Genomic DNA, 24,995 nt, shown 5'->3' with positions numbered 1-24,995 from the left:
CCTCGGAGTCAGAGGGCGGCCGCGTGTGCGGCCGGTTCGCGGATGCGCAGGTGCGCGTAGGCGCTGCGTTCGTCGTCGGCGAGAGGCACGACGTAGGGTTCGACCGGTCGTTTCTCGCTGCGCATCGTGCCATCGGCACCCTTGCGCAGCCACGTGTGGCAGAACCACTCGGCATCGTTGCGATGCGGAAAGTCGACGCGATGGTGGTACAGCCCCCAGCGGCTCTCGGTGCGGAACAGCGACGCGCGCGCGGCCATTTCGGCGCAGTCGCGGATCGCGCGCACTTCGGCCGCGCGCATCAGTTCATGCGGGTGGCCCGCCTTGATTTCTTCGATGTCCTCAGTAATGCCGTCAAAACGTTGCAGCCCGATCTCCATCTTGCGCGTCACCTTCGGCGGTTGCAGGTAATCGTTCACCATGCGGCGCAGCTTGTATTCGACCTGCGCCGGCGCGAGGCCGCGCTCGCGCGTGAGCGGCGCAAGCACGCGGGTGCGTTCGGCCGCGACCTGTTCGTCGTCCACCGGCGCGTGAGCGCGGCCGGCCACGTAGTCGGCCGCGTTCTGTCCGGCGAACCAGCCGTAGGTGAATGCGCCGAGCATGTAGTTGTGCGGGACCGCCGCCATGTCGCCGGCCGCGTAGAGCCCCGGCACGGTCGTTTCCGCGCGGGCGTTCACGTAGACGCCGGATGCGCTGTGGCCGCTGCAGAAGCCGATCTCGGAGATGTGCATCTCGACCATCTGGCGCCGGTAGTCGGTGCCGCGCCCCGCGTGAAAGCGGCCGCGGCTCGGCCGCTCGTTGGTGTGCAGGATCTGCTCGATGGTCTGGATCGTTTCCTCCGCGAGATGGTCGAGCTTCAGGAACACCGGGCCGTTGCCGCTTTGCAGTTCCTGGTAGAACTCCCACATCATCTGGCCGCTCCAGTAGTCGCACTCGATGAAGCGCTCGCCCTTGCCGTTCGCGGTGAAGCCGCCGAGCGGGCCCGTCACGTATGCGCAGGCCGGGCCGTTGTAGTCCTTGATCAGCGGATTGATCTGGAAGCACTCGAGGTTCGCGAGCGCCGCGCCCGCGTGGTACGCCATCGCGTAGCCGTCACCCGCATTGGTCGGGTTCTCGTAGGTGCCCATCAAGTAGCCGGACGCCGGCAGGCCGAGCCGGCCGGCCGCGCCGCAGCACAGGATCACGGCCTTCGCGCGGATCACGTGGAACTCGGCCGTGCGGCAGTCGAAGCCGAGCACGCCGCTCGCGCGGCCCTGCGCATCGGTCAGCACGCGCGTCGCGACGATCCGGTTCGTGATCGCGATGCGTGCGCGCTTCAGCTGCCGGTACAGCACCTTCTTGATGTCGTGGCCTTCCGGCATCGGCAGCACGTACGAACCCATGTGGTGGACCTTCTTCACCGCGTAGTCACCGGTGCCGTCCTTCTCGAACTTCACGCCCCAGCGGTCGAGCTGCTCGATCGTCGCAAAGCTGTGCGTCGCATACGCGTACACGGCTTCCTGATCGACGATCCCGTCGTTGGCGATCGTGATCTCGCGCGTGTACTGCTCAGGTGTCGCGTGGCCCGGGATCACCGCGTTGTTCAGCCCGTCCATCCCCATCGAGATCGCGCCGCTGCGCTTCACGTTGGCCTTCTCCAGCAGCAGCACGCGCAGCGACGGGTCGCGCTCCTTCGCCTTGATCGCCGCCATCGGGCCGGCCGTGCCGCCGCCGACCACGACGATGTCGTATTCGAGTACATGGGTGTTCATTGAGGATTCCTTGCAGGTTGGCTGGTCTTCTGCCGGTCGATGCGCAGCCGGTACTGGAAGGCGTCGCCGCGGAAGTACAGGTGTTCGTAGTCGATCGGCGTGCCCGACGCGTCGTGCGTCAGGCGCTCGATCCGCAGCACGGGGCTGCTTTCCTCGACGCGCAGCGCGTCGACGATTTCATCGTCGGCGAGGATCGCGTCGATCGATACGTCGGCGTGGCCGAGCGGTACGCCGCAGTCGTTCTCGAGGATCAGGAAGATGTCGCGGGTCGCGAGATCGGCGCCGGCGAGCCGCTTGCCGAGCGCCTCGGGCACCCACGTCTGCTCGAGCGACACCGGCTCGCGGTTCAGCAGCCGCACGCGGTGGATCTCGACGAGCGGCGCGCCTTCCGGCACGTTCAGCTTCGTCGCGAGGTGCCGATCGGCCTTCACGGTGCGAAAGCTGCGCAGCTGGTTGACGATCTCGTAGCCCATCGACGACATCGCCTCGGCGAAGCCCTGCAGCGACGTCACGTTCTGGAACGCCTTCGGCTTCGACACGAACGTGCCCTTGCCGTGCAGCTTGAACAGCAGGCCTTCCTTCTGCAGGTCGCCGAGTGCCTGGCGCACCGTGATGCGGCTCACGTCGAACATCGCGCAGAGTTCGTGCTCGGACGGCATCCGGCTGTGTGGTGCATACGTGCCGTCGAGGATGCGCGTGCGCAGCGTGTCCTTGATCTGCACGTAGAGCGGCGCCGCCGACAGCGGCACGACGTTGGGTGGGGTCATCGTTCAACTTGTTATGACAAGATGGCTCGAGTGTAGTGAGCGCGCTCGCGCGTCCCAACCAACTATTTCTGATTTCGACTTTCCGATTCCGGAAAAGCGGGGCGGCGGCGACCCGCGCGAAAATAAAAAAACGGGGCCCGGCATGACCCGCGCAGACGGCGCCGAATCCGCGCGGAGCCTGCTGCGGCGCAGCACAGCGGCAAGTCGCGGCGATCGGCACGCATGCGCGCCGATTCGGCCCCTAAAAACACAATATCGAGCATGCGTTCGAAGGGCCTGTCATACGCACGTCACCCTGCTAGAATTCGGCTGCCGCATTTGTTCCGATTGACTGATGAGATTGCTTGACGCACTGGTCGAACAACGCATTGCCGCCGCCGCCGCGCGGGGCGAGTTCGACGATTTGCCGGGTACCGGCGCGCCGCAGGCGCTGGATGACGACCTGCTCGTACCCGAGGAGGTGCGGGTGGCCAACCGTATCCTGAAGAATGCGGGCTTCGTGCCGCCGGCCGTCGAGCAACTGCGCGCGCTGCGCAACCTGCAGGACGAACTGCAGGCGGTCAGCGACCGCGCCGCGCGCTGCCGGCTGCAGGCGAAGATCCTCGCCCTCGACATGGCGCTCGAATCGCTGCGCGGCGGCCCGATGGTGATGCCGCGCGACTATTGCCGGCGCATCGCGGAACGTCTGTGCGAGCGCGGGCTCGACGACGCGCCCGCCGAAGCGGGGCCGATGTGAGCGCCGACGCGTTGCCCGACGCGGCAGCCGGACCGGCTGTCGTTCCCGATGCTCCTGTTCCCGAAGCCGCGCCGGTGTCGGCGCGCGACCTGCATTTCATGCGGCTCGCGCAAGCTGCCGCCGAAGAGGCGCGTGCGGCCGGCGAAGTGCCGGTCGGCGCGGTGCTCGTGCGCGGCGACGAAGTGATCGCACGCGGCTTCAACCATCCGATCGGCGGGCACGATCCGTCGGCCCACGCGGAAATGGCCGCGCTGCGCATGGCCGCGCAGCATCTGCAGAATTACCGGATGCCCGGCTGCGAGCTGTACGTGACGCTCGAGCCGTGCCTGATGTGCGCGGGCGCGATCATGCACGCGCGCATCGCGCGGGTCGTCTACGGCGCCGCCGACCCGAAGACGGGCGCGTGCGGCAGCGTGATCGACGCGTTCGCGAATCCGCAGCTCAATCACCATACCGACGTGATCGGCGGCGTGCTCGCCGACGAGTGCGGCGCCGCGCTGAAATCGTTCTTCGCGGAGCGCCGTCGCGCGCTGCGGGAAGCACGGCTCGCCCGCGACGCCGCATCCGGCGCGTCGTAGCGCGCCCGCCGTGCCTGTCGCCCGGAGCGGGGCGGGCCGCGCGGTTCCGTGAACCGGAGACGGTTCGGACCCTCTAAGCAGGTTTGACGATCCCGATATCTTTCGCCATGTCCTTCCAGCCCGCCGCGTCCTACACCATCCGCCTGCTGGCGCCGTCCGGTTATCCGCACGACCCCGATGCGATCAACCGCGCGCTCGAGCGCCTGAGCGGCGCGCAGCAGCGCATCGAGAACATCGAGGCGACGCAGCGTCGCTTTCAGCGCTTCGGCGGCACCGACGGCGAGCGGGCCGGCGACCTGAACCGTCTCGCGGATCCGGAGCGCGCGCTGCCGGATATCGCACTCGCGGTGCGCGGCGGCTACGGCGCCGCGCGCATCCTGCACGGGCTCGACTATCGCGGGCTCGAGCGTCGGCTGCGCGACCAGCCGATCGCGCTCGTCGGCCACAGCGACTTCACCGCGATCCAGCTCGCGCTGTACGCGAAGGCGCGCATCAAGACCTTCGGCGGCCCGATGCTGTCGGCCGACTTCGGCGCGGAAACGCCGAGCGATTTCACGATGCAGCACTTCTGGCGGACGCTGTCGCAGCCGACCACGACGATCGTCACCGAGGCGCCGCAAGTGCAGACCGTGAACGTGACGGGCACGCTGTGGGGCGGCAACCTCGCGATCCTCACGTCGCTCGTCGGCACGCCGTACATGCCCGACATCGAGGGCGGCATCCTGTTCATCGAGGACGTGAACGAGCAGCCGTTCCGGATCGAACGGATGATCTACCAGCTGCACCTGTCGGGGCTGCTCGCGCGCCAGCAGGCGCTCGTGCTCGGCCAGTTCACGGGCGCGCGGCCGTTCGAGTACGACAACGGCTACGACATGCAGGCGATGATCGACCAGGTGCGCTCGGTGGTCGGCATTCCGGTCGTCACGGGGCTGCAGTTCGGTCACGTGCCCGACCTGCTGACGCTGCCGTTCGGCGCGCAGGCGCAGCTCGTCGCGAATGCGCACGGTTTCCGGCTCACGCTGTCGGACTATCCGCATCTCGGCTGAGGCGGGCGCGGACCATCGAAAGGCGGGGCTTCCCGCCTTTTTCTTTAAGTAACTGTGCAACTAACGGTCGGAAATTTTCATCGCCGCCGATCGGGTTGGTGTCGTGGCACGCACCATTTTTGTCAACAAAATGGCTGGGAGGGTATACACCGCGAGCCGCCATGGGCAAGCGCGAGAGACTTGTCGTGCCTGGATATCGGGCGCAGCGCACCGCTCTGGCACAGGCCGATGCACACCGATTGTGCGCATTCTCCGAAAAGAATTGTTGACAATCTTTATGTCCGTCCTAGGATGAGGACCATCACACGATGCAGAACATGAACGACTCCGCTACCCATCCGTCCGGCGCCGCCGGTCCCGAAGCGATCGCCGAGCGGATCCGCACCGCGATCCTCGAGCATCGGCTCGCGCCCGGCGCGAAGCTGACGGAGGCGCAGCTCTGCGACGTGTTCGGCGTGAAGCGCGGGACGATCCGCCAGGCGCTTTCGCAGCTCGCGGCCGACAAGCTGGTCGATCTCGAGCCGAACCGCGGTGCGTTCGTCGCGAGCCCGACGCTGCAGGACGTGCACGAGGTGTTCGAGATGCGCCGGATCATCGAGCTGGCCGTCGTCGAGCGGCTCGCGACGGGGCCGGGCGCGAAGCGGCTGAAGGGCGTCGCCGCGCTGATCGACAAGGAACGCAAGGCGTTCGAGCGGCACGACTTCGCGGCGTGGATCCGCCTGTCGGGCGAATTCCATACGGCGCTCGCGGCGCTGACGGGCAACGCGACGCTCTGCGAGTGCCTCGACGGGCTCGTCGCACGCTCGACGCTGATGTCGGCGCTGTACGAATCGCACGGGCGCAGCCCGTGCTCGTGCGACGACCATGACGAGATCCTGACCGCGCTGGAAGCGGGCGATTCGAAGCGGGCGGTGACGCTGATGGCGCACCACCTGCAGCATGTCGAACTGAAGATGCTGGACCGGCCCGCGCAAGGGCAGGTCGATTTGCGCGAAGTGTTCGGCGGCGCCTGAGCGGCGACGCGAACCCGGCCGCGCGCCACACGACGAGAGCAATGCAGGCCGGCGGTTCGCGCCGCCGGCCGCCAGTCCGACTCCGGACGACGATCCGGAGCGATATCGATGACGGTGGAGCGGCTGCCAGGCCGCGTCAAGGAGAAGTCATGGCTCAGTTCAGTGTGGCGCACGACAGTGCGTATCCGGCGGAAGAAGGCGGCGAGGGCGGCGGCCCCGTGTTGCCGGACGGCTACAGCGAACGTTTGTACAACGAAGATTTGGCACCACTAAAGAATCAGACGTGGGGCTCGTACAACATCTTCGCGTTCTGGATGTCGGACGTGCACAGCGTCGGCGGCTACGTGTTCGCGGGCAGCCTGTTCGCGCTCGGGCTGACAAGCTGGCAGGTGCTGATCGCGCTGATCGTCGGCATCACGATCGTGAACCGGCTGTGCAACCTGATCGCGCGGCCGAGCCAGCAGATCGGCGTGCCGTATCCGGTCGCGTGCCGCGCGACCTTCGGGGTGCTCGGCGCGAACGTGCCGGCCGTGATCCGCGGGCTGATCGCGATCGCGTGGTACGGCATCCAGACGTATCTCGCGTCCAGCGCGCTCGTGATCGTCGTGCTGAAGTTCTTTCCGCAATGGCTGCCGTACGCGGACGTCCATCGCTACGGCTTCCTCGGGCTGTCGGCGGTCGGCTGGGCCGGCTTCATGCTGCTGTGGGTGCTGCAGGCGCTCGTGTTCTGGAACGGGATGGAGACGATCAAGAAGTTCATCGACTTCGCGGGCCCGGCCGTCTACGTCGTGATGTTCATCCTGGCCGGCTACATGGTGTGGCGCGCGGGCTGGCGCAACATCGGCCTCAACCTCGGCGGCGTCAAGTATCACGGCGCGGAAGTGATCCCGGTGATGATCACGGCCGTGTCGCTCGTCGTGTCGTACTTCTCCGGGCCGATGCTCAATTTCGGCGACTTCTCGCGCTATTGCCGCTCGTTCGGCGACGTGAAGCGCGGCAACTTCTGGGGGCTGCCGGTCAACTTCCTCGCGTTCTCGCTCGTCACGGTGATCACCACCGCCGCGACGCTGCCGGTGTTCGGTGAACTGATCACCGATCCCGTCGAGACGGTCGGCCGCATCGACCATCCGACCGCGGTGATCCTCGGCGCGCTGACCTTCACGATCGCGACGATCGGCATCAACATCGTCGCGAACTTCGTGTCGCCCGCGTTCGACTTCTCGAACGTCGCGCCGCGGCTGATCAGCTGGCGCGCGGGCGGGATGCTCGCGGCCGTCGCGTCGATCTTCATCACGCCGTGGAACCTGTTCAACAACCCGGCCGTGATCCACTACACGCTCGACGTGCTCGGCGCGTTCATCGGCCCGCTGTACGGCGTGCTGATCGCCGACTTCTACCTCGTCAAGCGCGGCCGGCTCGTGCGCGACGACCTGTACACGATGTCGGAGCGCGGCACCTACTGGTACACCGGCGGCGTGAACCGCCGCGCGCTCGCCGCGCTGCTGCCGGCCGCGGTGATCGCCGTCGTCTGCGTGATGGTGCCGGGCTGGCAGGCCGCCGCGAACTTCTCGTGGTTCATCGGCGCGGGGCTCGGCTTCGTGTTCTACCGGCTGCTCGCGAGCACGAAGGCCTGAGGAGCGCGCGATGAAGATCAAGCTGATCAATCCGAACACGACGCAGCGGATGACCGATGCGATGGGCCGCTGCGCGCGCGAAGTCGCGGCGGCAGGCACCGAGATCGTCGCGGTGAGCCCGCCGATGGGGCCGCCGTCGATCGAAGGCTATTACGACGAAGCGCTCGCGACGCCCGGGCTGCTCGCCGAGATCGCGCAGGGCGAGCGTGACGGCTGCGATGCGTACGTGATCGCGTGTTTCGGCGACCCGGGCCTGTATGCGGCGCGCGAACTCGCGCGCGGGCCGGTGATCGGGATCGCCGAGGCGGCGATGCACGCGGCGAGCGTGCTCGCGCCGGGCTTCTCGGTCGTCACGACGCTCGCGCGCACTTGCGGGATGGCATGGCATCTCGCCGAGCGCTACGGGATGAAGCGGTTCTGCCGCAACGTGCGGGCGACCGACGTCGCGGTGCTCGAGCTCGACCGGCCCGGTTCGGCCGCGCGGCGGATCATCGTCGACGAATGCCGGCGCGCGCTCGACGAGGACGGTGCCGACGCGATCGTCCTCGGCTGTGCCGGGATGGCCGAATTCGCGCACGAGATCGAGCAGCAGATCGGCGCGCCGGTCGTGGAAGGTGTCACGGCAGCCGTCAAGTGGGCCGAGGCGCTCGTCGCGCTGCGCCTCGCGACTGCGAAGCGCGGCGACTATGCGCGGCCGCTGCCGAAGCGCTACGACGGCGAATTCGCCCATTTCAGCCCGCCGGAGGCCGCGCCGGCCGCCGCCACGGCGCGCAGCGGGAGCGCCGCACCGGAACCGGTCCCGGCTTTGCCGCAACCGCACATACACGCCGTCTGACCTGCACTATCTGCGCCGCTGTATGGGCGCGTATGAACCTTTTCGCTACACTGGGCCGTCATCGCATCGGCCCGTGCGGCCGGCCTCCGGCACCCGCGCGGGTCGATGCGAACCCATTATTTCAGCACGCTTTCGCGGCACTTCGAACCCATGTCACTCGATCCCAACTATCCTCGCGACCTGATCGGCTACGGCCGCCATCCCGTGCAGGCAAACTGGCCCGGGCGCGCCCGCGTCGCCGTGCAATTCGTCCTGAACTACGAGGAGGGCGGCGAGAATTGCGTGCTGCACGGCGATCCGGGCTCCGAGCAGTTCCTGTCCGAAATCGTCGGCGCGGCCGCCTATCCGGACCGCCACATGAGCATGGAGTCGATCTACGAGTACGGTTCGCGTGCGGGCGTGTGGCGCATCCTGCGCGAATTCGAGAAGCGCGGGCTGCCGCTGACGGTGTTCGGTGTCGGCATGGCGATCGAGCGTCATCCGGAACTCGCGCGTGCCTTCGTCGAGCTCGGCCATGAGATCGCGTGCCACGGCTGGCGCTGGATCCACTACCAGAGCATGACGCCCGAGCTCGAGGCCGAGCACATGCGCCTCGGGATGGAAGCGATCGAGCGCGTGACGGGCGAGCGTCCGCTCGGCTGGTACACCGGCCGCGACAGCCCGAACACGCACCGCCTCGTCGCGGAATACGGCGGCTTCCTGTACGACTCCGACAACTACGGCGACGACCTGCCGTTCTGGATGGATGTCGAAGTGTCGGGCGGCAGCACGTCGCCGCAGCTGATCGTTCCGTACACGCTCGATACGAACGACATGCGCTTCGCGACGCCGCAGGGCTTCAACACCGGCGACCACTTCTTCGAGTACCTGCGCGACGCGTTCGACGTGCTTTACGCGGAGGGCGACGACGCGCCGAAGATGCTGTCGATCGGCATGCACTGCCGGCTGCTCGGCCGGCCGGGGCGTTTCCGCGGGCTGCAGCGTTTCCTCGATCACATCGAGAAGCACGATCGCGTATGGGTGACGCGGCGTGTCGATATCGCGCGTCATTGGCGCGAACATCATCCGTACCAGCCCAGTCATCGAAACGAAGGGAAAGCATGAAGGCGATGCGTTACACGTTGGAGCAACTGAACACGATGGCGCCGAGCGCATTCGTCGCGGCACTGTCGGGGATCTTCGAACATTCGCCGTGGGTGGCCGAGGTCGCCGCGGGCAAGCGGCCGTTCGCGAGCATCGACGCGCTGCACGAGACGATGTCGAACGCGGTGGAGACGGGCGGCGAAGTCCGCCAGCTCGCACTGATCAATGCCCACCCGGAGCTGGCCGGCAAGGCTGCCGTGCGCGGCGAGCTGACGGCCGAGTCGACGCGCGAGCAGAGCGGCGCCGGCCTCGACCAGTGCACGCAGGAAGAGTTCGACAAGCTGCTGACGCTGAACCGCACGTATCGCGAGAAGTTCGGTTTCCCGTTCATCCTCGCGGTGCGCGGCTATGACCGGCACGGCATCATCGCGAACTTCGAGTCGCGCGTGAATCATTCGCGCACCGAGGAACTGCGCGCGAGCCTCGACCAGATCTACCGGATCGCGCGCTTTCGCCTCGACGACCTGATCGACGCCTGACACCTCACGACGGCCTGCTGCGTCGCAGCGGCCTGATCGCATCACTGAAACAAGGAAACATCATGGCTGTTCCGCTTCTCGATCCCGACGCACCCGACTTCACGCGGCGCTACGTGAACCTCGCCGACCCGCGTCTCGGTGCGCAGGCGCTCGAGGCCAGCGACGACTTCTTCGCGCCGAAGGAGCGGATGCTGAACCCCGAGCCGGCGGTGTTCATCCCCGGCAAGTACGACGACCACGGCAAGTGGATGGACGGCTGGGAGACGCGTCGCAAGCGCACGACGGGCTACGACTGGTGCATCGTCAAGCTCGCGCGTCCGGGCGTGATCAAGGGCTTCGACATCGACACGAGCCACTTCACCGGCAACTTCCCGCCGGCCGCGTCGATCGAGGCCGCGTACGTGGCCGACGGCGCGCCGACGCACGCGACCGAATGGGTCGAAATCGTGCCGTCGACGACGCTGCAAGGCAACAGCCACCACTACGTCGCGGCGAGCGACGCGCGCGCGTTCACGCACCTGCGCGTGAACATCTATCCGGACGGCGGCATCGCGCGCCTGCGCGTGTACGGCCAGCCGCAGCTCGACTGGGCCGGCGCCAGCGCGACCGAGCAGTTCGACCTCGCGGCGATGGAGAACGGCGGTTACGTGGTGGCGGCGAACAACCAGCACTTCGGCGTTGCGTCGAACCTGCTGCTGCCGGGCCGCGGCGTGAACATGGGCGACGGTTGGGAAACCCGCCGTCGCCGCGAGCCGGGCAACGACTGGGCGATCATCGCGCTCGCGCAGCCGGGCGTGATCCGCAAGATCGAAGTTGACACCGCGTTCTTCAAGGGCAACTATCCGGACCGCTGCTCGATCCAGGCCGCGTACGTGTCGGGCGGCACCGACAGCTCGCTGATCACGCAGTCGATGTTCTGGCCGGTGCTGCTCGGCGAACAGAAGCTGCAGATGGACAAGCAGCACTATTTCGAACACGAGATCGCATCGCTGGGCCCGGTGACCCACGTGCGCCTGAACATCATTCCGGACGGCGGCGTATCGCGCCTGCGTCTGTGGGGGACGCTCGACAAATGAAGACGCTCGCAATCGAACCGCTGACCAAGGAAGCCTTCGCGGCGTTCGGCGACGTGATCGAAACCGAAGGCGCGAAGCAGATTCCGATCAATCTCGGCACGACGATCCGCTTTCACGATCTTGCGAAGGTCGACGTGAGCGACGAAGAAGGCCGCACGCTCGTCAACCTGTTCCGCGGCCAGCCGCGCACGCTGCCGTTCGAGGTGAAGATGCTCGAGCGCCATCCGCTCGGCAGCCAGGCGTTCGTGCCGCTGAACGACCAGCCGTATCTCGTCGTCGTCGCGCCGGCCGGCGATCTCGATCCGTCGAAGATCCGCGCGTTCGTGACGAGCGGCTGGCAGGGCGTCAATTATGCGAAGGGCGTGTGGCATCACCCGCTGATCGCGCTGGGCGGCGTCAGCGACTTCATCGTCGTCGATCGCGGCGGCGACGGGTTGAACCTGAACGAGCAGGACCTGCTGGAATCGCTGTGGCTCACCGAGGACGCGCTGGACGCAGTGACGGCCTGAGCGGCAGTTCGGCCCCGCCTGTCGAAGCAACCCGCGCGACCTGCGCGGGTTTTTTTATGCGCGCCGCGCGCGTCATGGCGCGACGAGCCGTGCGTGCTCGTACGCACGATGCGGCAGCGCGACGAACGGCGTCGCATCGGGGCGTGTCGCCGAGCCGAGCCGTGCCGTGCATCGTCGCGTCGCGCGGCCGGCTCGCGGACGACGTTGCGCTGACGAGGACATGACGTTGCGGGGCGGCGAGGCGGCCGGTCGCGTGCTATCGTGCCCGCATCGCCACCGCCCGACGTCCGGTTCCGGACGCGTTCCCCCGATGAGCCAACCTGAAAACGACCTCACGATACTGCTGCGCACGCTGCAGCCCGAACTGCATCGCGGTGCGTTCGCATTCGTCGCACTGCCGGCCGCTATGGAAATATCGTTGTCCGAAACGATCGCGACCTTTCGCGAAGCGGAAGGCGTGACGGTCGTGGTCGACGAGGCGACGGCCGCGCGTCGCGGCTGGCCCGTGCTGTTCCGCGCCGCGTGGATCACGCTGACCGTGCATTCGGATCTCGCGGCGGTCGGCCTGACGGCCGCGTTCGCGCGGGCATTGGGTGAGGCCGGCATCAGCTGCAACGTGATGGCCGCCGCGTATCACGATCACATCTTCGTGCCGTTCGACGACGGCCCGCGCGCGCTCGATGCGCTCGTCGCGCTGCAGCGCGACGCGATGCGCGGCTAGCGCACGACGCGCATTTCGCGCACGCAAAAAAACGGGCCCGTTTCCGGGCCCGCGAACGGAGAGGATCGCGCCGGCAATTGATAGCCGGCGCACCGCGGCTTACTTGGCCGCGCCACCCTCGAACCAGGCGGCGAGCTTCACGCGCTCGTCGTCGGTCATGTGCGTGACGTTGCCGATCGGCATCGCCTTCAGGCGCACGGCCTGTTCGTAGATGCGCTGCGCGTTCTTCGACACTTCGTCCGGCGTGTCGAACATCACGCCGGCGGGCGCGCTGCCCATCAGCGTCGGCTTCGCCGAGTGGCACTCGACGCAGCGCTGCTGCAGGATCGGCATGATGTCGTTGATCACGATCTTCGGTGCGTTCGCAGCCTGTGCTTCCGGTGCGACCGGCTTCGGCATCGTCCACACCAGCGCGCCGGACAGCAGTGCGACGCCGCCGATCGGCAGGTACCACAGCTGCTTGCCGCGGTGACGCATCACGAAGAACTGACGGATCAGCGCGCCGGCCAGCATGATGAGCACGAGCACGACCCAGTTGAACTTGTTCGTGTACGTCATCGCATAGTGGTTCGACAGCATCGCGAACACGACCGGCAGCGTGAAGTACGTGTTGTGCACCGAGCGCTGCTTGCCGCGCTTGCCGTAGATCGGGTTCGGCTCCTCGCCCTTGAGCATCTTGTCGACCATCTTGCGCTGGCCGGGGATGATCACCAAGAACACGTTCGCCGACATGATCGTCGCGAGCATCGCGCCGACGATCAGGTACGCCGCACGGCCCGAGAAGATGTGGCACGCGAGGTACGCGGCGACGACGACGTAGAGGCCGACGCAGATGCCCAGCACGCGATCGTTGGTGCCGAGGATGCGGCACAGCGAGTCGTAGACGATCCAGCCGGCCGCGAGGAAGCCGAGCGCGGAGGCGACGGCGACCACCGGGCCCATGTCGAGCACGCTCTTGTCGATCAGGTAGGTGTTCGGCGCGAGCAGGTACAGCACGAAGAACAGCGAGAAGCCCGACAGCCAGGTCGTGTACGACGGCCACTTCGACCAGTGCAGGTCATCCGGCATTTCCGGCGGCGCGACCGTGTACTTCTGCATGTTGTAGAAACCGCCGCCGTGGACGTGCCACAGTTCGCCGAACACGCCGCGCTTGCGCTGGTTCGCGTCGGTCGGCGGTTTCAGGCTGTTGTCGAGCGCGACGAAATAGAAGGACTCGCCGATCCACGCAATGGCGACGATGACGTGCAGCCATCGCAGCGCGAGGTTCAGCCAGTCGGTGATGAAGCCTTCCATGAAACTCCTCCAGACTCAGATCGTTGTCTTTGATGCGGGCGCCGATGCGTGTGTCAGCTGCCGCGATAGGTGCTGTACGACCACGGCGACACGAGCAGCGGCACGTGGTAGTGCGATGCGGTGTCGGCGATGCCGAAGCGCAGCACGACGCGGTCGACGAAGCGCGGTTCGGGCACCTTCACGCCGAGCGACGCGAAGTAGTCGCCGGCATGGAACACGAGTTCGTATTCGCCGGCGGCGAGCGCGGCACCTTCGAGCAGGGGTTCGTCGCAGCGGCCGTCGCTATTGGTCAGCACGGTCTTGATCGCGCGGCGCGATTCGCCGTCCAGCGCGTAGAGGTCCACCTTGATGGCGGCGCCGGGGCGGCCGTGCGCCGTATCGAGTACGTGGGTAGTGAGCTTTCCCATTCGCAATTGTCCTTGTGTGAATGCGAGGTTCGGCGGCGACTCGATCCATGACTGTGCGGCGGATCGAGGCTCCACGTCACGTGGCTACATACCCGTCGGCGAGATTGAAGCGAGCGCCGTGCAGGCATTGTAAAAAGGTTCCCCGCGCAAATACGGGCGCGATATCAAAGATAATGCGCCGCGCATGAACCGCTGTCGACGGCGGGAAAAAACCCGCCGCGCCGCGCCCGGCGGGCCGCTGCGCGGCCTGCGCGCGTACCATATCGAAACCGTGAAGCGCAGTATTCGGCGTCGCGCATTGTGCGGCGCGCGCGCATCGGCGATCCTCCCGCCGTGCGCGTCGGCCCGAGGCCGGTGCGCACCCCGAAGACGGCGAGCACGCCGGGTAACCGGGCCAGGGCGTTCGAACGGACGCAGGCACCGGGGCGTGCCGCGAATCAGCGTTCGAACGGCTTTGCGACCGCCCGAAAGGGCTGACCGACGCGGAGAACGCATGAATCCCGAGCAGCACTCCGGCGCGCACGCACGCGCGCCGCACCCATCCTCATCCCGCCCGAAAACCCTGCTGGTCAAGCACGCCGACGTGCTCGTGACCATGGACGACACGCGCCGCGAACTGCGCGACGCGGGGCTCTATATCGAAGACAACCGGATCGTCGCGGTCGGCCCGAGCGCCGAACTGCCCGATACTGCGGACGAAGTGCTCGACCTGCGCGGCCACCTCGTGATCCCGGGGCTCGTGAACACGCACCATCACATGTATCAGAGCCTCACGCGCGCGGTGCCGGCCGCGCAGAACGCCGAGCTGTTCGGCTGGCTCACGAACCTGTACCGGATCTGGGCGCACCTGACGCCCGAGATGATCGAGGTGTCGACGCTGACCGCGATGGCCGAGCTGCTGCAGTCGGGCTGCACGACGTCGAGCGACCATCTGTACATCTATCCGAACGGCAGCCGGCTCGACGACAGCATCGGCGCCGCGCAGCGGATCGGCATGCGCTTTCACGCGAGCCGCGGCGCGATGAGCGTCGGTCAGCGCGACGGCGGGCTGCCGCCCGATTCGGTCGTCGAGCGCGAGCCCGACATCCTGCGCGATGCGCAGCGCCTGATCGAGACCTATCACGACGAAGGCCGCTACGCGATGCTGCGGGTGGTCGTCGCGCCGTGCTCGCCGTTCTCGGTGAGCCGCGGCCTGATGCGCGACGCGGCCGTGCTGGCGCGCGACTACGGCGTGTCGCTCCACACGCACCTGGCCGAGAACGTCAACGACATCGCGTACAGCCGCGAGAAGTTCGGGATGACGCCTGCCGAATACGCGGAAGATCTCGGCTGGGTCGGCCACGACGTGTGGCACGCGCACTGCGTGCAGCTCGACGATGCGGGGATCGGCCTGTTCGCGCGCACCGGCACCGGCGTCGCGCACTGTCCGTGCTCGAACATGCGGCTCGCGTCGGGCATCGCGCCGGTGCGGAAGATGCGTCTTGCGGGCGTGCCGGTCGGCCTCGGTGTCGACGGTTCCGCGTCGAACGACGGCGCGCAGATGGTCGCGGAAGTGCGGCAGGCGCTGCTGCTGCAGCGGGTCGGTTTCGGGCCTGATGCGATGACCGCGCGCGAAGCGCTCGAGATCGCGACGCTCGGCGGCGCGAAGGTGCTGAACCGCGACGACATCGGCGCGCTGAAGCCCGGCATGGCCGCGGACTTCGCCGCGTTCGACCTGCGCCAGCCGCTGTTCGCGGGCGCGCTGCACGATCCGGTCGCGGCGCTCGTGTTCTGCGCGCCGTCGCAGACGGCGTACACGGTGGTGAACGGGAAGGTGGTGGTGCGGGAAGGGCGGCTCGCGACGCTCGACCTGCCGCCGGTCATCGAGCGCCACAACCTGCTGGCGCAGGCACTCGTGGAGGCGTCGCGCTGACCGCGTCGACGTGAGGTGAAGGCCGCGCCCGACCCGCGTCGTGCGGGCGCGCGGCCGTTGCTACGGCTACGGTTGAGGCTGAGGCTGAAGCCGCCAAGCGCCGCGCCGCGCGTCACCCCGGGCCAACCCGCAACGGCGTGGCCGGCGCGCGCGTCGCATGCGCTTACGCCTCGATCAGCGTGCGGGTCGCTTCGGCGACGAGGCTGCGCAGCCAGCGCACTTCGTCGGAGTAGTGGCAGCGTTCGTGCCACAGCTGGTAATACTGCATCGGCGGGAAGTCGAGCGGTGCCGGCACGACCGACAGCGGCAGGAACTTCGCGTAATGATCGGCGAACAGGCGCGTGGTCGTGAAGATCAGGTCGGACTTCACCAGCACGTACGGCGCGAGGTTGAAGTACGGCAGCGTGACGACCACGTGACGCTTGAGCCGTTCGCGCGCGAGATGCACGTCGATCGCGCCGCGCTGGCCGACCGAGTACGGCGTCGGCGCGAGATGCGGTGCGTTCAGGTACTGGTCGAGCGTGAGCCCGCCGCGCTTCGCGAACGGGTGCGTGTTGCTCATCAGGCAGACGATTTCGTCGACGAACAGGTTCGACAGGTGCAGCTGCTCGGGCGGCTCGGGCCAGTTGCCGACGACGATGTCGAGCTTGCCGTCTTCCAGCGCGAGTTCGTAATCGAACGCGGGGCCGAGCGAGTGGAACTCGAGCGTCGCGTTCGGCGCCGCCTGGCGGAAGCGTTCGACGACGGTCGGCACGAACAGCACGTTCAGGTAGTCGGGGCAGCCGATCCGGTAGCAGCGGATCGACGTGGCCGGGTCGAAATTGTGCTGCTGGAACTTGATGCGCTCGATTTCACGCAGTGCGTTCTGCACCGGCTCGAGCAGGCGCAGCCCGTATTCGGTCGGGACCATGCCGGACTTGCCGCGCACCAGCAGCGGATCGCCGGTGATGTCGCGCAGGCGCCGCAGCGCGGCGCTGATCGCCGGTTGCGACTGGTTCAGTTTGACGGCCGCGCGCGTGACGCTGCGCTCCATCAACAAGGTGTGCAAGACGCGCAAGAGGTACGTGTCGATCGCCTCGCGTTGCTGACTCATGATTTCTCCGGTTTATATGGCTGGGCTGATCGATGGGGGAGGTGGGTATATGGTTTTTAATATGAACGAAAGTCAGCGTCAAGAGATGGATACCCGCAGACACCCGTCGCCGGGCCTCGCCAAGCGGGCTGAAGCGGGCTGAAAAGGGCCGAAGCGGGAACGGGTGAAGGGGGCGGAATGCGGGCGTGCGCGGTACCGCGCGGATGCGCATTGCACGCATCCGGTGGTCAGGGCACCGCGCGTGACACGCGGGCGTCAGTCGTCGATGCGCATGCCGACTTTCAGCGTGACCTGCCAGTGGATGACCTGGTCGCCTTCGATGTGGCCGCGCGTTTCGGTCACCTGGAACCAGTGCAGGTTGTGCAGCGTCTTGCCGGCTTTCGAGATCGCGTTGCGGATGGCGTCGTCGCACGATTGCCGCGACGAACCGGTCAGTTCGATCAGCTTGTAGACGTGGTCGCTCATGATGCGCTCCCTGGGATGTCGGTGTGTGTGCGGCCGGCGCAAGCGGCGGGCCCGAAGCGGCGCCGCGCGTGTCCGGCTTCTTGAGTGATAGGTATGATGGGCGGCAAGTGCAACCTCAATTGGAGACGAGGAAGATCGTGGAAGTCGGATTTTGCGGACCGGGATTGATGGGCGCGCCGATGATTCGGCATTTGCTGGCGGCGGGCCACCGGGTCAGCGTATGGAACCGCACGCGCGGCAAGGCCGAGGCGCTTGAAAAGGACGGTGCGCAGGTGGTCGACACGCCGCGCGAACTGGCCGAGCGCGTCGACACGGTATTCGTGTGCGTGCTCGACGGCCGTGCGGTCGGCGACGTCGCGTTCGGCGAGCACGGGCTGTTTGCCGGCGATGCGCATGCACGCCGCCTGAAGCGCATCGTCGATCACTCGAGCATTCCGCCTGCCGCGACGCGCGACTACGCGGCGCGTGCCGCCGCGCTCGGCGTCGGCTGGACCGATGCGCCGGTGTCAGGCGGCGTGCCCGGCGCGCAGGCCGGCACGCTTGCGGTGATGGCGGGCGGCGGCGCGGCCGACCTCGCTGCGGTGCGACCGCTGATCGACACTTACGCGTCGCGCGTCACGCACATGGGCGACGCAGGCGCGGGCCAGACCGCGAAGCTGTGCAACCAGGCGATCGTCACCGCGACGGTGACCGCGATCGCGGAAGCCGTCGGCCTGGCCCAGGCGAGCGGCATCGACGCCGCGCGTCTGGCCGACGCGCTGGCGGGCGGCTGGGCCGATTCGGTGCTGCTGCAGACCTTCGTGCCGCGCATGACGTCAGGCGGTCACGCGCCGATCGGCGCGCTCAGTACGTTCCAGAAGGATGTCGATGCGATCGCCGACGCCGCGCGCGACACGGGTGCGGTGATGCCCGTATCGGCCACGGTGCAGCAGGTGCTGCGCCTGGGCGCCGCGCAGGGGCTTGCTGGCGCCGATTTCGCCGCGTTCATCGACATCATCCGGCCCGGCAACGGGCGCGGGACGGCGCAGTGAGCGCGCCGCGACGCTGAAGCGGGAAGCTGAATGACCGATGGGCCGCCCGGAGGCGGCCCATCGTGTCGGTGTCGGTTCAGCCGAGGGAGCGCGGTGTCGTGTCGCCGGCGTTCTGGCGTCCGAGCCCGCCGCGCAGGCTCGCTTTCGTGCCTGCACCAAATTCGGGCAGGATACGCGCGCGGGCGCGGCTCGCGAACACGAGGAAGCCGAAGCCGTTCGCCTCGTACCAGTACCCGCCGTTCTCGAGGCCGTCGAGCGGCTGTTCGAGTGCGTTGGCGATCGATTCGAGGCAGCGCTTGCGCAGTTCGGCGATGGCCGGATAGGGCGGCTGTGCGCCGCGCACGCTGCATAGAAGCACGTCGAGGCCGGGTAGCACGTGCGCATAGAGGACGGGTTCGTCCTGCGCACGGGCGCGGGCAATCTTGGTGTCGAGCTGCGCGAACGGTTTCGAATGGCGCAATACCGCGAGGAAGGACTCCTGGCCATCCTGTTGCGCACGTCGACGTTTTTTCGGGAAGGACATAAACACTCGCCTGAAAAACAATTGCAAGAAATGCGGCACTTTCATGCGACCCACTCCCGGCTATGTACGCCGCATGTCGATCCTTTATAGCACACGAAAATGCTGCACTCCGCACTCGTGCGGTACGACGATCAATGTCTCCCGTCGACCCGCATGCCACGATGATCGACACAGCCAGCGTCTTGGCGCCCGTACTGTCGTTTAGTCTCCATCATAGACCTGCTTTTCCCGCGCGTGCATTCGCGCGTCACAAAAAAGTGAGATAGGCGCTCGCACGACGGTGCACGATGCGTGCCCATGAAAAAGGCCCGCACATGGCGGGCCCGGCAGTCGCAGCGTGGCGCGGTGCTCAGCGTTGCTTGAGCGAATCGCGGATCTCGCGCAGCAGCAGCACGTCTTCCGGCGTCGCGGCAGGCGGAGCTGCTTCCGGCTTGCGCAGCTTGTTGATGAATTTCACCATCAGGAAGATGATGAACGCGAGGATCACGAAGTTGATCGCCACGGTGATGAACGAGCCGTAGCCGAATGCGGCGACGCCCGCGGCCTGCAGGTCCTTGAACGAATCGGGATTACCCTTGAACGTCGGGGGGATGGTGCCGAGCAGAACGAACTTGTTCGAGAAATCCAGACCGCCCGTCAGCACGCCGATGACCGGCATGATGAGGTCTTTCACGACCGAGTCGACGATCTTCGAGAACGCGCCGCCGATGATCACGCCGACGGCGAGATCCATCACGTTGCCTTTGACGGCGAACTCCTTGAATTCCTTGATTATGCTCATGAGCGGCTTTCTCCTGGTTGGGCGAGAGGAGGCGTGCCGCGACGCGCAGGGCTGCGAAGCGTCTGATGGGTTGGATCGGGGGCACGCCGATGGCCGCATGATAGCGAACGTGCCCCATTGCCGGTAGCCCATCTTGAAATGATTAACAAATCACCGGGCCGGCGCGAGTGGAAATGAAAGAAAGCGCGGGGGCGGGCGCGGCGCGATGCGTCGACGCCCGCGTGGGCCATGCTCAGGTGTTGTCGTCGGTCCAGCCGTCGTCGTTGCTGCCGAGATCAACGCCGCCGCCGCCATTGCCGTCGCTCCAGTTCGAATCGTCGCCGCGGCCGAGGTCGAAGCCCGGATCGTTGTTCTCCTGGCGCCGGCGCGGGTCGTCGACGATCACGTCGCGTTCGACCACGCGTTCGCGGCCGCCGGACATCGCTTCGCCGAGCAGCACGCCGGTCAGCAGCCCGCCCATTCCGCTGCCGAAACCGCCGCCTTGCTGAACCACGACGGGCGGCTGCTGTTGCGGATACGGTTGCGGCGGATACGGCTGTTGCGGGTACGGTTGCTGCTGATACGGCTGCCCTTGCATGCCGGTCACGCGATCGGCTTCCTGCGCATACACGGAGCCGCTGCCGTTCGCGGGCGCAGCGGGCGGCGCGCTCGGATCGGGGCGGCCTTCGACGCGCGCCTTCACGCTCGCATGCCGCTGTTCGAGTTCGTCGATGCGATACGGCGGCACCGGGTTCTTGCCGTTCGACAGCGCTTCGACGAGCGCGCGTGCATCGGTCTCGATGCCTTCGAGTTCGCTGGTGAGCGCCGCGGCACCGGGCGCCGTCGACAGTTTCGCGTCGAGTTTCAGCGGACGGATGTCGTTCAGCACGTCGGTCGCGCGTTTCAACTGCGCGCGGCGTTCGTCGCCGGCACGGCTGTCGTCGGCCGAGCGTGCGCGCCGCAACGTCCAGCGCAGCACCAGCGCGATGACCGCGACGAGCAGCCCGAGGCCGATCCACATGCCGGTCGACGGACCGTGTTTCGCAACCGGCGCGGCAGGTGCGAGCGACGACTGCAACGAACCGGCCTGCGTGGCCGACGGTGCGTTGCCGCTCGCGCCGCTCACGCGCGCGGCGTCGGCGCGAATGCGCGATTCGGTCTGCGCGAAATGTGACGCGTCGGTGAAGCGCAGTTGCGGATCGAGCGACTTCGCCCGCTGCAGTTGCGCGAGCGCGTCGGACGCGCGGCCTTCGCGATCCAGCACCTGTGCGTACAGATAGCGCGCATGCGCATTGTTCGGATGGGCGTCGATGACTTGCGACAGCTGCGCGTCGGCGCGCTGCCAGTCACGTTGCGCGATCGACTGCTCGACTTGCTGCAGCGACGGAACCGCAAAGGCGGCGGACGACAGCAGCATCAGCGAGAAGCCGAGTGCGGCGAGAGATTTCTTCATGGTCGAACCGGGCGCGGGCGCCCGTCTCCTGACGATCGGTGCGCGCCGCGCGCCCGGCGGGCCGCGGCGCGGTTGCCTGCCGTTACTGCGCGGGCGTGTCGAGCTGCTTCTTCAGCGCGGCGAGGCGGTCCTCGACCGACGGGCCCTTGTTCAACGCGGCGAGCTTGTCGTCGAGCGCCTTGCCGCTCGACGTGTCGGCCGAATTCAGGCGGGCGTCCGAACGCGCATTCTGCAGCGCGACCTTGTCCTCGAGCTTCTGGAAGTCCTCGGACAGGTTCTTGCCGCCGATGCCGCCCAACGCGCTTGCCGCGACGTCCTTCGCCTGCGCGATTTCCTGCTTGGCCTGCAGGATGTTCGAGCGTGCGTTCAGGTCGTTGCGGCGCTGACGCATGTCGGCGATCTGCCCCTTCAGCTTGTCGACCGACGGCTCGAGCGTCGTCAGCTCCGCCGCGAGCGCATCGCGCTCGGCTTCGGCGTTCGACTGCGCGGCGAGCGCCTCGCGTGCGAGCGCTTCGTCGCCCGCCTGCAGCGCGCGCTTCGCGCCGTCCTCGTACTTCTTCACCTTGTCGTCGGCCGCATCGCGCTTGCTGCGCTGGGTCGCGACTTGTGCCTCGATCTCGATCAGCGAATTCTCGGCACGGCCGATGCTGTCGTCGAGCTCCCGCACGATCTGCCGTGCGTCGCGCGACGGATCCTGTACCGAGTCGGCCGCATCGTTCAGCAGGCCTTTGATCGTGCGCGAAACAGAGTCGAAAAGCGACATGAAATCCTCCGTGGTTGAAAGGTGCCGCGTCGGCGGCAATGCCCGTCGCGAATCGGTTCCGACCCGCGTGAGCCGGCGGATATTACACCGCCGGCCCCTTAAATACGGCTTAAGCGCCGGAGTTCAAGCGCCATGCGTGTGCAGGTTTCCAGCTTTCGCATCTGAAAGAAACGCCGCGCCACGCACCGGGGCGCGAGTCCATGATAGGCGGAGCATGGCGCCAATACGTTCCGCAATTCATGCTTGTGCGGGAATTTTTACAAAAAATCGCGAAGCCGATCGGTCGATTTCATTAAAATGCGCTGTCACGTCGCGGGAACGGATCGCCGCGCGGCGGGGTCTGTCGACGTGACAGTTGCCACGATGCACCCACTCTGATTCATCCGCTTGCATTTTCCGCATGCGTCCGAGGGCGCCACGCCGCCCGCCATTCCGACATGCCAATCATTAAACGACCGTCTTCTCCTTCCGACCGGAACGAACCTCACTACACGTTGCGCCGTTCGCCGTCTGGAGCTTATTACCCCGATGACGACGAGCGCAGCGACGACCGGCGCGCGCAGCGCCGCGGCGGCGGGGACGGCGCGCGCCGCTCGTTCGGCTCGCGCGTCGCACTGTGGTTCGTCGGCCTGATCGCGACGCTCGCGATCGTCGGTGCGCTGATCGTCGGCTACGCGCTCGTCGTGATGGCGCCGCAACTGCCGTCGCTCGATGCGCTGACCAACTACCAGCCGAAGGTGCCGCTGCGCGTGTTCAGCGCCGATCACGTGCTGATCGGCGAGTTCGGCGAGGAGCGCCGCAGCCTCGTGCGCTTCCAGGACATTCCCGACGTGATGAAGAAGGCGGTGCTCGCGATCGAGGACTACCGCTTCTACGAACACGGTGGCGTGGACTTCCTCGGCATCCTGCGCGCCGGCGTGGCCGACCTGATGCACGGTGGCGCGCGCCAGGGCGCGAGCACGATCACGATGCAGGTCGCGCGCAACTTCTTCCTGTCGAGCGAGAAGACGTATACGCGCAAGATCTACGAGATGCTGCTCGCGTACAAGATCGAGAAGGCGCTGACGAAGGACCAGATCCTCGAGCTGTACATGAACCAGATCTACCTGGGCCAGCGCTCGTACGGTTTCGCGGCCGCCGCGCGCGTGTATTTCGGCAAGGACCTGAAGGACATCACGCTCGCGGAAGCGGCGATGCTCGCGGGGCTGCCGAAGGCGCCGTCCGCGTACAACCCGGTCGTCAATCCGAAGCGCGCGAAGGTGCGTCAGGAGTACATCCTGAAGCGCATGCTCGAGATCGGCTACATCACGCAGCCGCAGTACGACCAGGCGGTGAAGGAAGAGATCCGCGTGCGCACGCCGGGCAACCAGTACGCGGTGCACGGCGAATACGTCGCCGAGATGGTGCGGCAGATGATGTACCAGCAGTACAAGGACGAAACCTATACGCGCGGGCTGACCGTCACGACGACGATCAACTCGGCCGACCAGGAAGCCGCATACCAGGCCGTGCGTCGCGGCATTCTCGATTACGAGCGCCGCCACGGCTATCGCGGGCCGGAAGGCTCGATCAACCTGCCGGCGGCCGGCGACGATCGCGACGAGGCGATCGACGACGCGCTCGCCGATCACCCGGACAACGGCGACCTGCAGTCGGCGGTGGTGCTGTCGGCGTCGCCGAACGCGGTCGAGGTGCAGTTCGTCGGCGGCGCCACGACGACGATCGGCCCGGCCGGCCTGCGCTTCGTGTCGGCCGCGCTGAGCCCGCGCGCGAACGCGACGCTGCACATCAAGCCGGGCTCGATCGTGCGCGTGCTGAAGGACGGCAAGACGGGCTGGCAGATCGTGCAGCTGCCGCAGGTGGAAGGCGCGCTCGTCGCGATCGCGCCGCAGGACGGTGCGATCCGTTCGCTCGTCGGCGGCTTCGACTTCAACAAGAGCAAGTTCAACCACGTGACGCAGGCGTGGCGCCAGCCGGGTTCGTCGTTCAAGCCGTTCATTTATTCGGCGTCGCTCGACAAGGGCCTCGGGCCGGCGACGATCATCAACGATGCGCCGCTGTACTTCCCGCCGAGCGTGCCGGGCGGCACCGCGTGGGAACCGAAGGACGACGACCAGCCCGACGGCCCGATGTCGATGCGCACCGGCCTGCAGCGTTCGAAGAACCTCGTGTCGATCCGGATCCTCGCGTCGATCGGCACGCAGTACGCGCAGGAGTATGTGACGCAGCGCTTCGGCTTCGATCCGGCGAAGACGCCGCCGTACCTGCCGATGGCGCTCGGCGCCGGCCTCGTGACGCCGCTGCAGCTCGCGACCGGCTATGCGGTGTTCGCGAACGGCGGCTACAAGGTCGATCCGTACCTGATCGCCGAAGTCGACGACGCGCGCGGCCAGCCGCTGCAGAAATCGCAGCCGGTGATCGCTGGCGGCACCGCGCCGCGCACGATCGAAGGCCGCAACGCATACGTGATGAACAGCCTGCTGCACACGGTCGCGACGGCCGGCACGGGCGCGGGCACCAACGCGCTCGGCCGCAGCGACCTGCAGGGCAAGACGGGCACGACGAACGATGCGAAGGACGGCTGGTTCGCCGGCTACCAGCAGTCGCTCGTCGCGGTCGCGTGGATGGGCTTCGACCAGCCGAAGAGCCTCGGTAGCCGCGAATTCGGCGCGCAGCTCGCGTTGCCGATCTGGGTGAACTACATGCGCACCGCGCTGAACGGCGTGCCCGAGCAGCAGATGCCGATGCCGGACGGCCTGACCTCGATCGACGGCGAGCTGTACTACGCCGATCGCACGCCGGGCAACGGCTTCGTCGGCAGCGTGGACATCAACCCGGCCGCGAATGCGATCAGCGCGAACGACGCGCTCGGCTCGGCCGGCTCGGAGGGGCTCGCGCCGCCGCCCGTCACGCAGCAGGAGAAGCAGCAGATCATGGACATGTTCGAGAACAAGTAAGCGATACGCGGATGTGTCGCATGCGGCGGGCGCCTTCGGGCGCCCGTTTTCTT

At 67.2% G+C, this 24,995-nt stretch carries 24 protein-coding genes; 14 read left to right on the top strand and 10 right to left on the bottom strand.

Features of this window, described 5'->3' with window-relative positions:
• Positions 1–8: 8 nt before the first annotated feature.
• Together U4Z31_RS00985 and U4Z31_RS00980 are read right to left on the bottom strand one after the other, a co-directional pair.
• Complete coding sequence (locus U4Z31_RS00985) at positions 9–1,748, bottom strand: fumarate reductase/succinate dehydrogenase flavoprotein subunit (protein ID WP_321809213.1); 1,740 nt, start codon at positions 1,746–1,748, stop codon at positions 9–11.
• Complete coding sequence (locus tag U4Z31_RS00980) at positions 1,745–2,515, bottom strand: GntR family transcriptional regulator (protein ID WP_321809212.1); 771 nt, start codon at positions 2,513–2,515, stop codon at positions 1,745–1,747. The genes U4Z31_RS00985 and U4Z31_RS00980 overlap by 4 nt, the downstream gene beginning before the upstream one ends.
• A gap of 334 nt (positions 2,516–2,849) precedes the next feature.
• Here U4Z31_RS00980 and U4Z31_RS00975 point away from each other — a divergent pair, with 334 nt between their 5' ends.
• From U4Z31_RS00975 to U4Z31_RS00925, 11 genes are all read left to right on the top strand, one after another.
• Positions 2,850–3,251, top strand: a complete 402-nt coding sequence (locus tag U4Z31_RS00975) for a DnaJ family domain-containing protein (protein ID WP_044843744.1) — start codon at positions 2,850–2,852, stop codon at positions 3,249–3,251.
• Positions 3,248–3,829 (top strand): tRNA adenosine(34) deaminase TadA, encoded by a 582-nt coding sequence (gene tadA, locus U4Z31_RS00970; RefSeq protein ID WP_321809211.1) that lies wholly within the window; start codon positions 3,248–3,250, stop codon positions 3,827–3,829. Before U4Z31_RS00975 ends, tadA begins: the two co-directional genes overlap by 4 nt.
• Before the next feature lie 107 nt (positions 3,830–3,936).
• Complete coding sequence (gene ldcA, locus U4Z31_RS00965; RefSeq protein ID WP_044843743.1) at positions 3,937–4,875, top strand: muramoyltetrapeptide carboxypeptidase; 939 nt, start codon at positions 3,937–3,939, stop codon at positions 4,873–4,875.
• 308 nt (positions 4,876–5,183) lie between these two features.
• A complete protein-coding gene (locus tag U4Z31_RS00960; RefSeq protein ID WP_044843742.1) occupies positions 5,184–5,888 on the top strand; it encodes a GntR family transcriptional regulator in 705 nt (234 codons plus the stop codon).
• A 149-nt stretch (positions 5,889–6,037) separates the two neighbouring features.
• Complete coding sequence (locus U4Z31_RS00955) at positions 6,038–7,522, top strand: NCS1 family nucleobase:cation symporter-1 (protein WP_124486209.1); 1,485 nt, start codon at positions 6,038–6,040, stop codon at positions 7,520–7,522.
• Between the two features lie 10 nt (positions 7,523–7,532).
• The gene (locus U4Z31_RS00950) at positions 7,533–8,357 is read left to right on the top strand and encodes an aspartate/glutamate racemase family protein (RefSeq protein ID WP_321809210.1); all 825 of its coding nucleotides are present in this window, start codon (positions 7,533–7,535) and stop codon (positions 8,355–8,357) included.
• 150 nt (positions 8,358–8,507) lie between these two features.
• The gene (gene puuE / locus U4Z31_RS00945; protein ID WP_124520036.1) at positions 8,508–9,461 is read left to right on the top strand and encodes an allantoinase PuuE; all 954 of its coding nucleotides are present in this window, start codon (positions 8,508–8,510) and stop codon (positions 9,459–9,461) included.
• Positions 9,458–9,979: a 2-oxo-4-hydroxy-4-carboxy-5-ureidoimidazoline decarboxylase gene (uraD, locus tag U4Z31_RS00940; protein ID WP_044843738.1), complete on the top strand. Its 522-nt coding sequence runs from the start codon at positions 9,458–9,460 to the stop codon at positions 9,977–9,979. Before puuE ends, uraD begins: the two co-directional genes overlap by 4 nt.
• A gap of 62 nt (positions 9,980–10,041) precedes the next feature.
• On the top strand, positions 10,042–11,055 hold the full coding sequence (gene alc, locus U4Z31_RS00935) for an allantoicase (RefSeq protein ID WP_044843737.1): 1,014 nt from the start codon (positions 10,042–10,044) through the stop codon (positions 11,053–11,055).
• Positions 11,052–11,564 (top strand): ureidoglycolate lyase, encoded by a 513-nt coding sequence (locus tag U4Z31_RS00930; RefSeq protein WP_044843736.1) that lies wholly within the window; start codon positions 11,052–11,054, stop codon positions 11,562–11,564. Before alc ends, U4Z31_RS00930 begins: the two co-directional genes overlap by 4 nt.
• A 310-nt stretch (positions 11,565–11,874) precedes the next feature.
• On the top strand, positions 11,875–12,285 hold the full coding sequence (locus tag U4Z31_RS00925) for an ACT domain-containing protein (RefSeq protein ID WP_321809209.1): 411 nt from the start codon (positions 11,875–11,877) through the stop codon (positions 12,283–12,285).
• 99 nt (positions 12,286–12,384) lie between these two features.
• On the opposite strand, the gene U4Z31_RS00920 is transcribed toward U4Z31_RS00925, so the two are convergent.
• Both U4Z31_RS00920 and uraH read right to left on the bottom strand, forming a co-directional pair.
• Entirely contained in the window at positions 12,385–13,578 is a 1,194-nt protein-coding gene (locus U4Z31_RS00920; RefSeq protein WP_321809208.1) for a urate hydroxylase PuuD, read from the bottom strand.
• Between the two features lie 53 nt (positions 13,579–13,631).
• Entirely contained in the window at positions 13,632–13,985 is a 354-nt protein-coding gene (uraH, locus tag U4Z31_RS00915; RefSeq protein ID WP_011657188.1) for a hydroxyisourate hydrolase, read from the bottom strand.
• A gap of 493 nt (positions 13,986–14,478) precedes the next feature.
• Between uraH and U4Z31_RS00910 the strand changes: the two genes are divergently transcribed.
• Positions 14,479–15,897 (top strand): 8-oxoguanine deaminase, encoded by a 1,419-nt coding sequence (locus tag U4Z31_RS00910; protein ID WP_321809207.1) that lies wholly within the window; start codon positions 14,479–14,481, stop codon positions 15,895–15,897.
• Between the two features lie 163 nt (positions 15,898–16,060).
• Here the strand turns inward: U4Z31_RS00910 and U4Z31_RS00905 are convergent, their stop codons facing one another.
• Together U4Z31_RS00905 and U4Z31_RS00900 are read right to left on the bottom strand one after the other, a co-directional pair.
• Positions 16,061–16,990 carry a LysR substrate-binding domain-containing protein gene (locus tag U4Z31_RS00905; protein WP_006762467.1) on the bottom strand — a complete coding sequence of 310 codons (930 nt, stop codon included), beginning with the start codon at positions 16,988–16,990 and terminating at the stop codon, positions 16,061–16,063.
• 255 nt (positions 16,991–17,245) lie between these two features.
• Positions 17,246–17,455, bottom strand: a complete 210-nt coding sequence (locus U4Z31_RS00900) for a dodecin (RefSeq protein WP_006755984.1) — start codon at positions 17,453–17,455, stop codon at positions 17,246–17,248.
• Between the two features lie 137 nt (positions 17,456–17,592).
• On the opposite strand from U4Z31_RS00900, the gene U4Z31_RS00895 reads away from it, so the two are divergent.
• Positions 17,593–18,486 (top strand): NAD(P)-dependent oxidoreductase, encoded by an 894-nt coding sequence (locus U4Z31_RS00895; RefSeq protein ID WP_321809292.1) that lies wholly within the window; start codon positions 17,593–17,595, stop codon positions 18,484–18,486.
• 76 nt (positions 18,487–18,562) lie between these two features.
• On the opposite strand, the gene U4Z31_RS00890 is transcribed toward U4Z31_RS00895, so the two are convergent.
• From U4Z31_RS00890 to U4Z31_RS00875, 4 genes are all read right to left on the bottom strand, one after another.
• A complete protein-coding gene (locus U4Z31_RS00890) occupies positions 18,563–19,009 on the bottom strand; it encodes a hypothetical protein (RefSeq protein WP_185500383.1) in 447 nt (148 codons plus the stop codon).
• A gap of 349 nt (positions 19,010–19,358) precedes the next feature.
• Entirely contained in the window at positions 19,359–19,790 is a 432-nt protein-coding gene (gene mscL, locus U4Z31_RS00885; protein ID WP_257771513.1) for a large conductance mechanosensitive channel protein MscL, read from the bottom strand.
• A 232-nt stretch (positions 19,791–20,022) separates the two neighbouring features.
• Positions 20,023–21,222 (bottom strand): tetratricopeptide repeat protein, encoded by a 1,200-nt coding sequence (locus U4Z31_RS00880; RefSeq protein WP_321809206.1) that lies wholly within the window; start codon positions 21,220–21,222, stop codon positions 20,023–20,025.
• Positions 21,223–21,304: 82 nt separating this feature from the next.
• Complete coding sequence (locus tag U4Z31_RS00875) at positions 21,305–21,985, bottom strand: PspA/IM30 family protein (protein ID WP_044843730.1); 681 nt, start codon at positions 21,983–21,985, stop codon at positions 21,305–21,307.
• Between the two features lie 437 nt (positions 21,986–22,422).
• Here U4Z31_RS00875 and U4Z31_RS00870 point away from each other — a divergent pair, with 437 nt between their 5' ends.
• Complete coding sequence (locus U4Z31_RS00870; protein ID WP_321809205.1) at positions 22,423–24,942, top strand: penicillin-binding protein 1A; 2,520 nt, start codon at positions 22,423–22,425, stop codon at positions 24,940–24,942.
• Positions 24,943–24,995: the final 53 nt, after the last annotated feature.

The sequence above is a fragment of the Burkholderia sp. BCC1985 genome (assembly GCF_905339915.1).
Taxonomy (GTDB): Bacteria; Pseudomonadota; Gammaproteobacteria; order Burkholderiales; family Burkholderiaceae; genus Burkholderia.
This window is presented reverse-complemented; position numbering and strand designations above follow the sequence as displayed.

Bases quoted from the DNA above. Each gene is read 5' to 3' on its own strand.
- U4Z31_RS00985 (WP_321809213.1), bottom strand. From the start codon at position 1,748: ATGAACACCCATGTACTCGAATACGACATCGTCGTGGTCGGCGGCGGC.
- U4Z31_RS00980 (WP_321809212.1), bottom strand. From the start codon at position 2,515: ATGACCCCACCCAACGTCGTGCCGCTGTCGGCGGCGCCGCTCTACGTG.
- U4Z31_RS00975 (WP_044843744.1), top strand. From the start codon at position 2,850: ATGAGATTGCTTGACGCACTGGTCGAACAACGCATTGCCGCCGCCGCC.
- ldcA (WP_044843743.1), top strand. From the start codon at position 3,937: ATGTCCTTCCAGCCCGCCGCGTCCTACACCATCCGCCTGCTGGCGCCG.
- U4Z31_RS00960 (WP_044843742.1), top strand. From the start codon at position 5,184: ATGCAGAACATGAACGACTCCGCTACCCATCCGTCCGGCGCCGCCGGT.
- U4Z31_RS00955 (WP_124486209.1), top strand. From the start codon at position 6,038: ATGGCTCAGTTCAGTGTGGCGCACGACAGTGCGTATCCGGCGGAAGAA.
- U4Z31_RS00950 (WP_321809210.1), top strand. From the start codon at position 7,533: ATGAAGATCAAGCTGATCAATCCGAACACGACGCAGCGGATGACCGAT.
- puuE (WP_124520036.1), top strand. From the start codon at position 8,508: ATGTCACTCGATCCCAACTATCCTCGCGACCTGATCGGCTACGGCCGC.
- uraD (WP_044843738.1), top strand. From the start codon at position 9,458: ATGAAGGCGATGCGTTACACGTTGGAGCAACTGAACACGATGGCGCCG.
- alc (WP_044843737.1), top strand. From the start codon at position 10,042: ATGGCTGTTCCGCTTCTCGATCCCGACGCACCCGACTTCACGCGGCGC.
- U4Z31_RS00930 (WP_044843736.1), top strand. From the start codon at position 11,052: ATGAAGACGCTCGCAATCGAACCGCTGACCAAGGAAGCCTTCGCGGCG.
- U4Z31_RS00925 (WP_321809209.1), top strand. From the start codon at position 11,875: ATGAGCCAACCTGAAAACGACCTCACGATACTGCTGCGCACGCTGCAG.
- U4Z31_RS00920 (WP_321809208.1), bottom strand. From the start codon at position 13,578: ATGGAAGGCTTCATCACCGACTGGCTGAACCTCGCGCTGCGATGGCTG.
- uraH (WP_011657188.1), bottom strand. From the start codon at position 13,985: ATGGGAAAGCTCACTACCCACGTACTCGATACGGCGCACGGCCGCCCC.
- U4Z31_RS00910 (WP_321809207.1), top strand. From the start codon at position 14,479: ATGAATCCCGAGCAGCACTCCGGCGCGCACGCACGCGCGCCGCACCCA.
- U4Z31_RS00905 (WP_006762467.1), bottom strand. From the start codon at position 16,990: ATGAGTCAGCAACGCGAGGCGATCGACACGTACCTCTTGCGCGTCTTG.
- U4Z31_RS00900 (WP_006755984.1), bottom strand. From the start codon at position 17,455: ATGAGCGACCACGTCTACAAGCTGATCGAACTGACCGGTTCGTCGCGG.
- U4Z31_RS00890 (WP_185500383.1), bottom strand. From the start codon at position 19,009: ATGTCCTTCCCGAAAAAACGTCGACGTGCGCAACAGGATGGCCAGGAG.
- mscL (WP_257771513.1), bottom strand. From the start codon at position 19,790: ATGAGCATAATCAAGGAATTCAAGGAGTTCGCCGTCAAAGGCAACGTG.
- U4Z31_RS00880 (WP_321809206.1), bottom strand. From the start codon at position 21,222: ATGAAGAAATCTCTCGCCGCACTCGGCTTCTCGCTGATGCTGCTGTCG.
- U4Z31_RS00875 (WP_044843730.1), bottom strand. From the start codon at position 21,985: ATGTCGCTTTTCGACTCTGTTTCGCGCACGATCAAAGGCCTGCTGAAC.
- U4Z31_RS00870 (WP_321809205.1), top strand. From the start codon at position 22,423: ATGCCAATCATTAAACGACCGTCTTCTCCTTCCGACCGGAACGAACCT.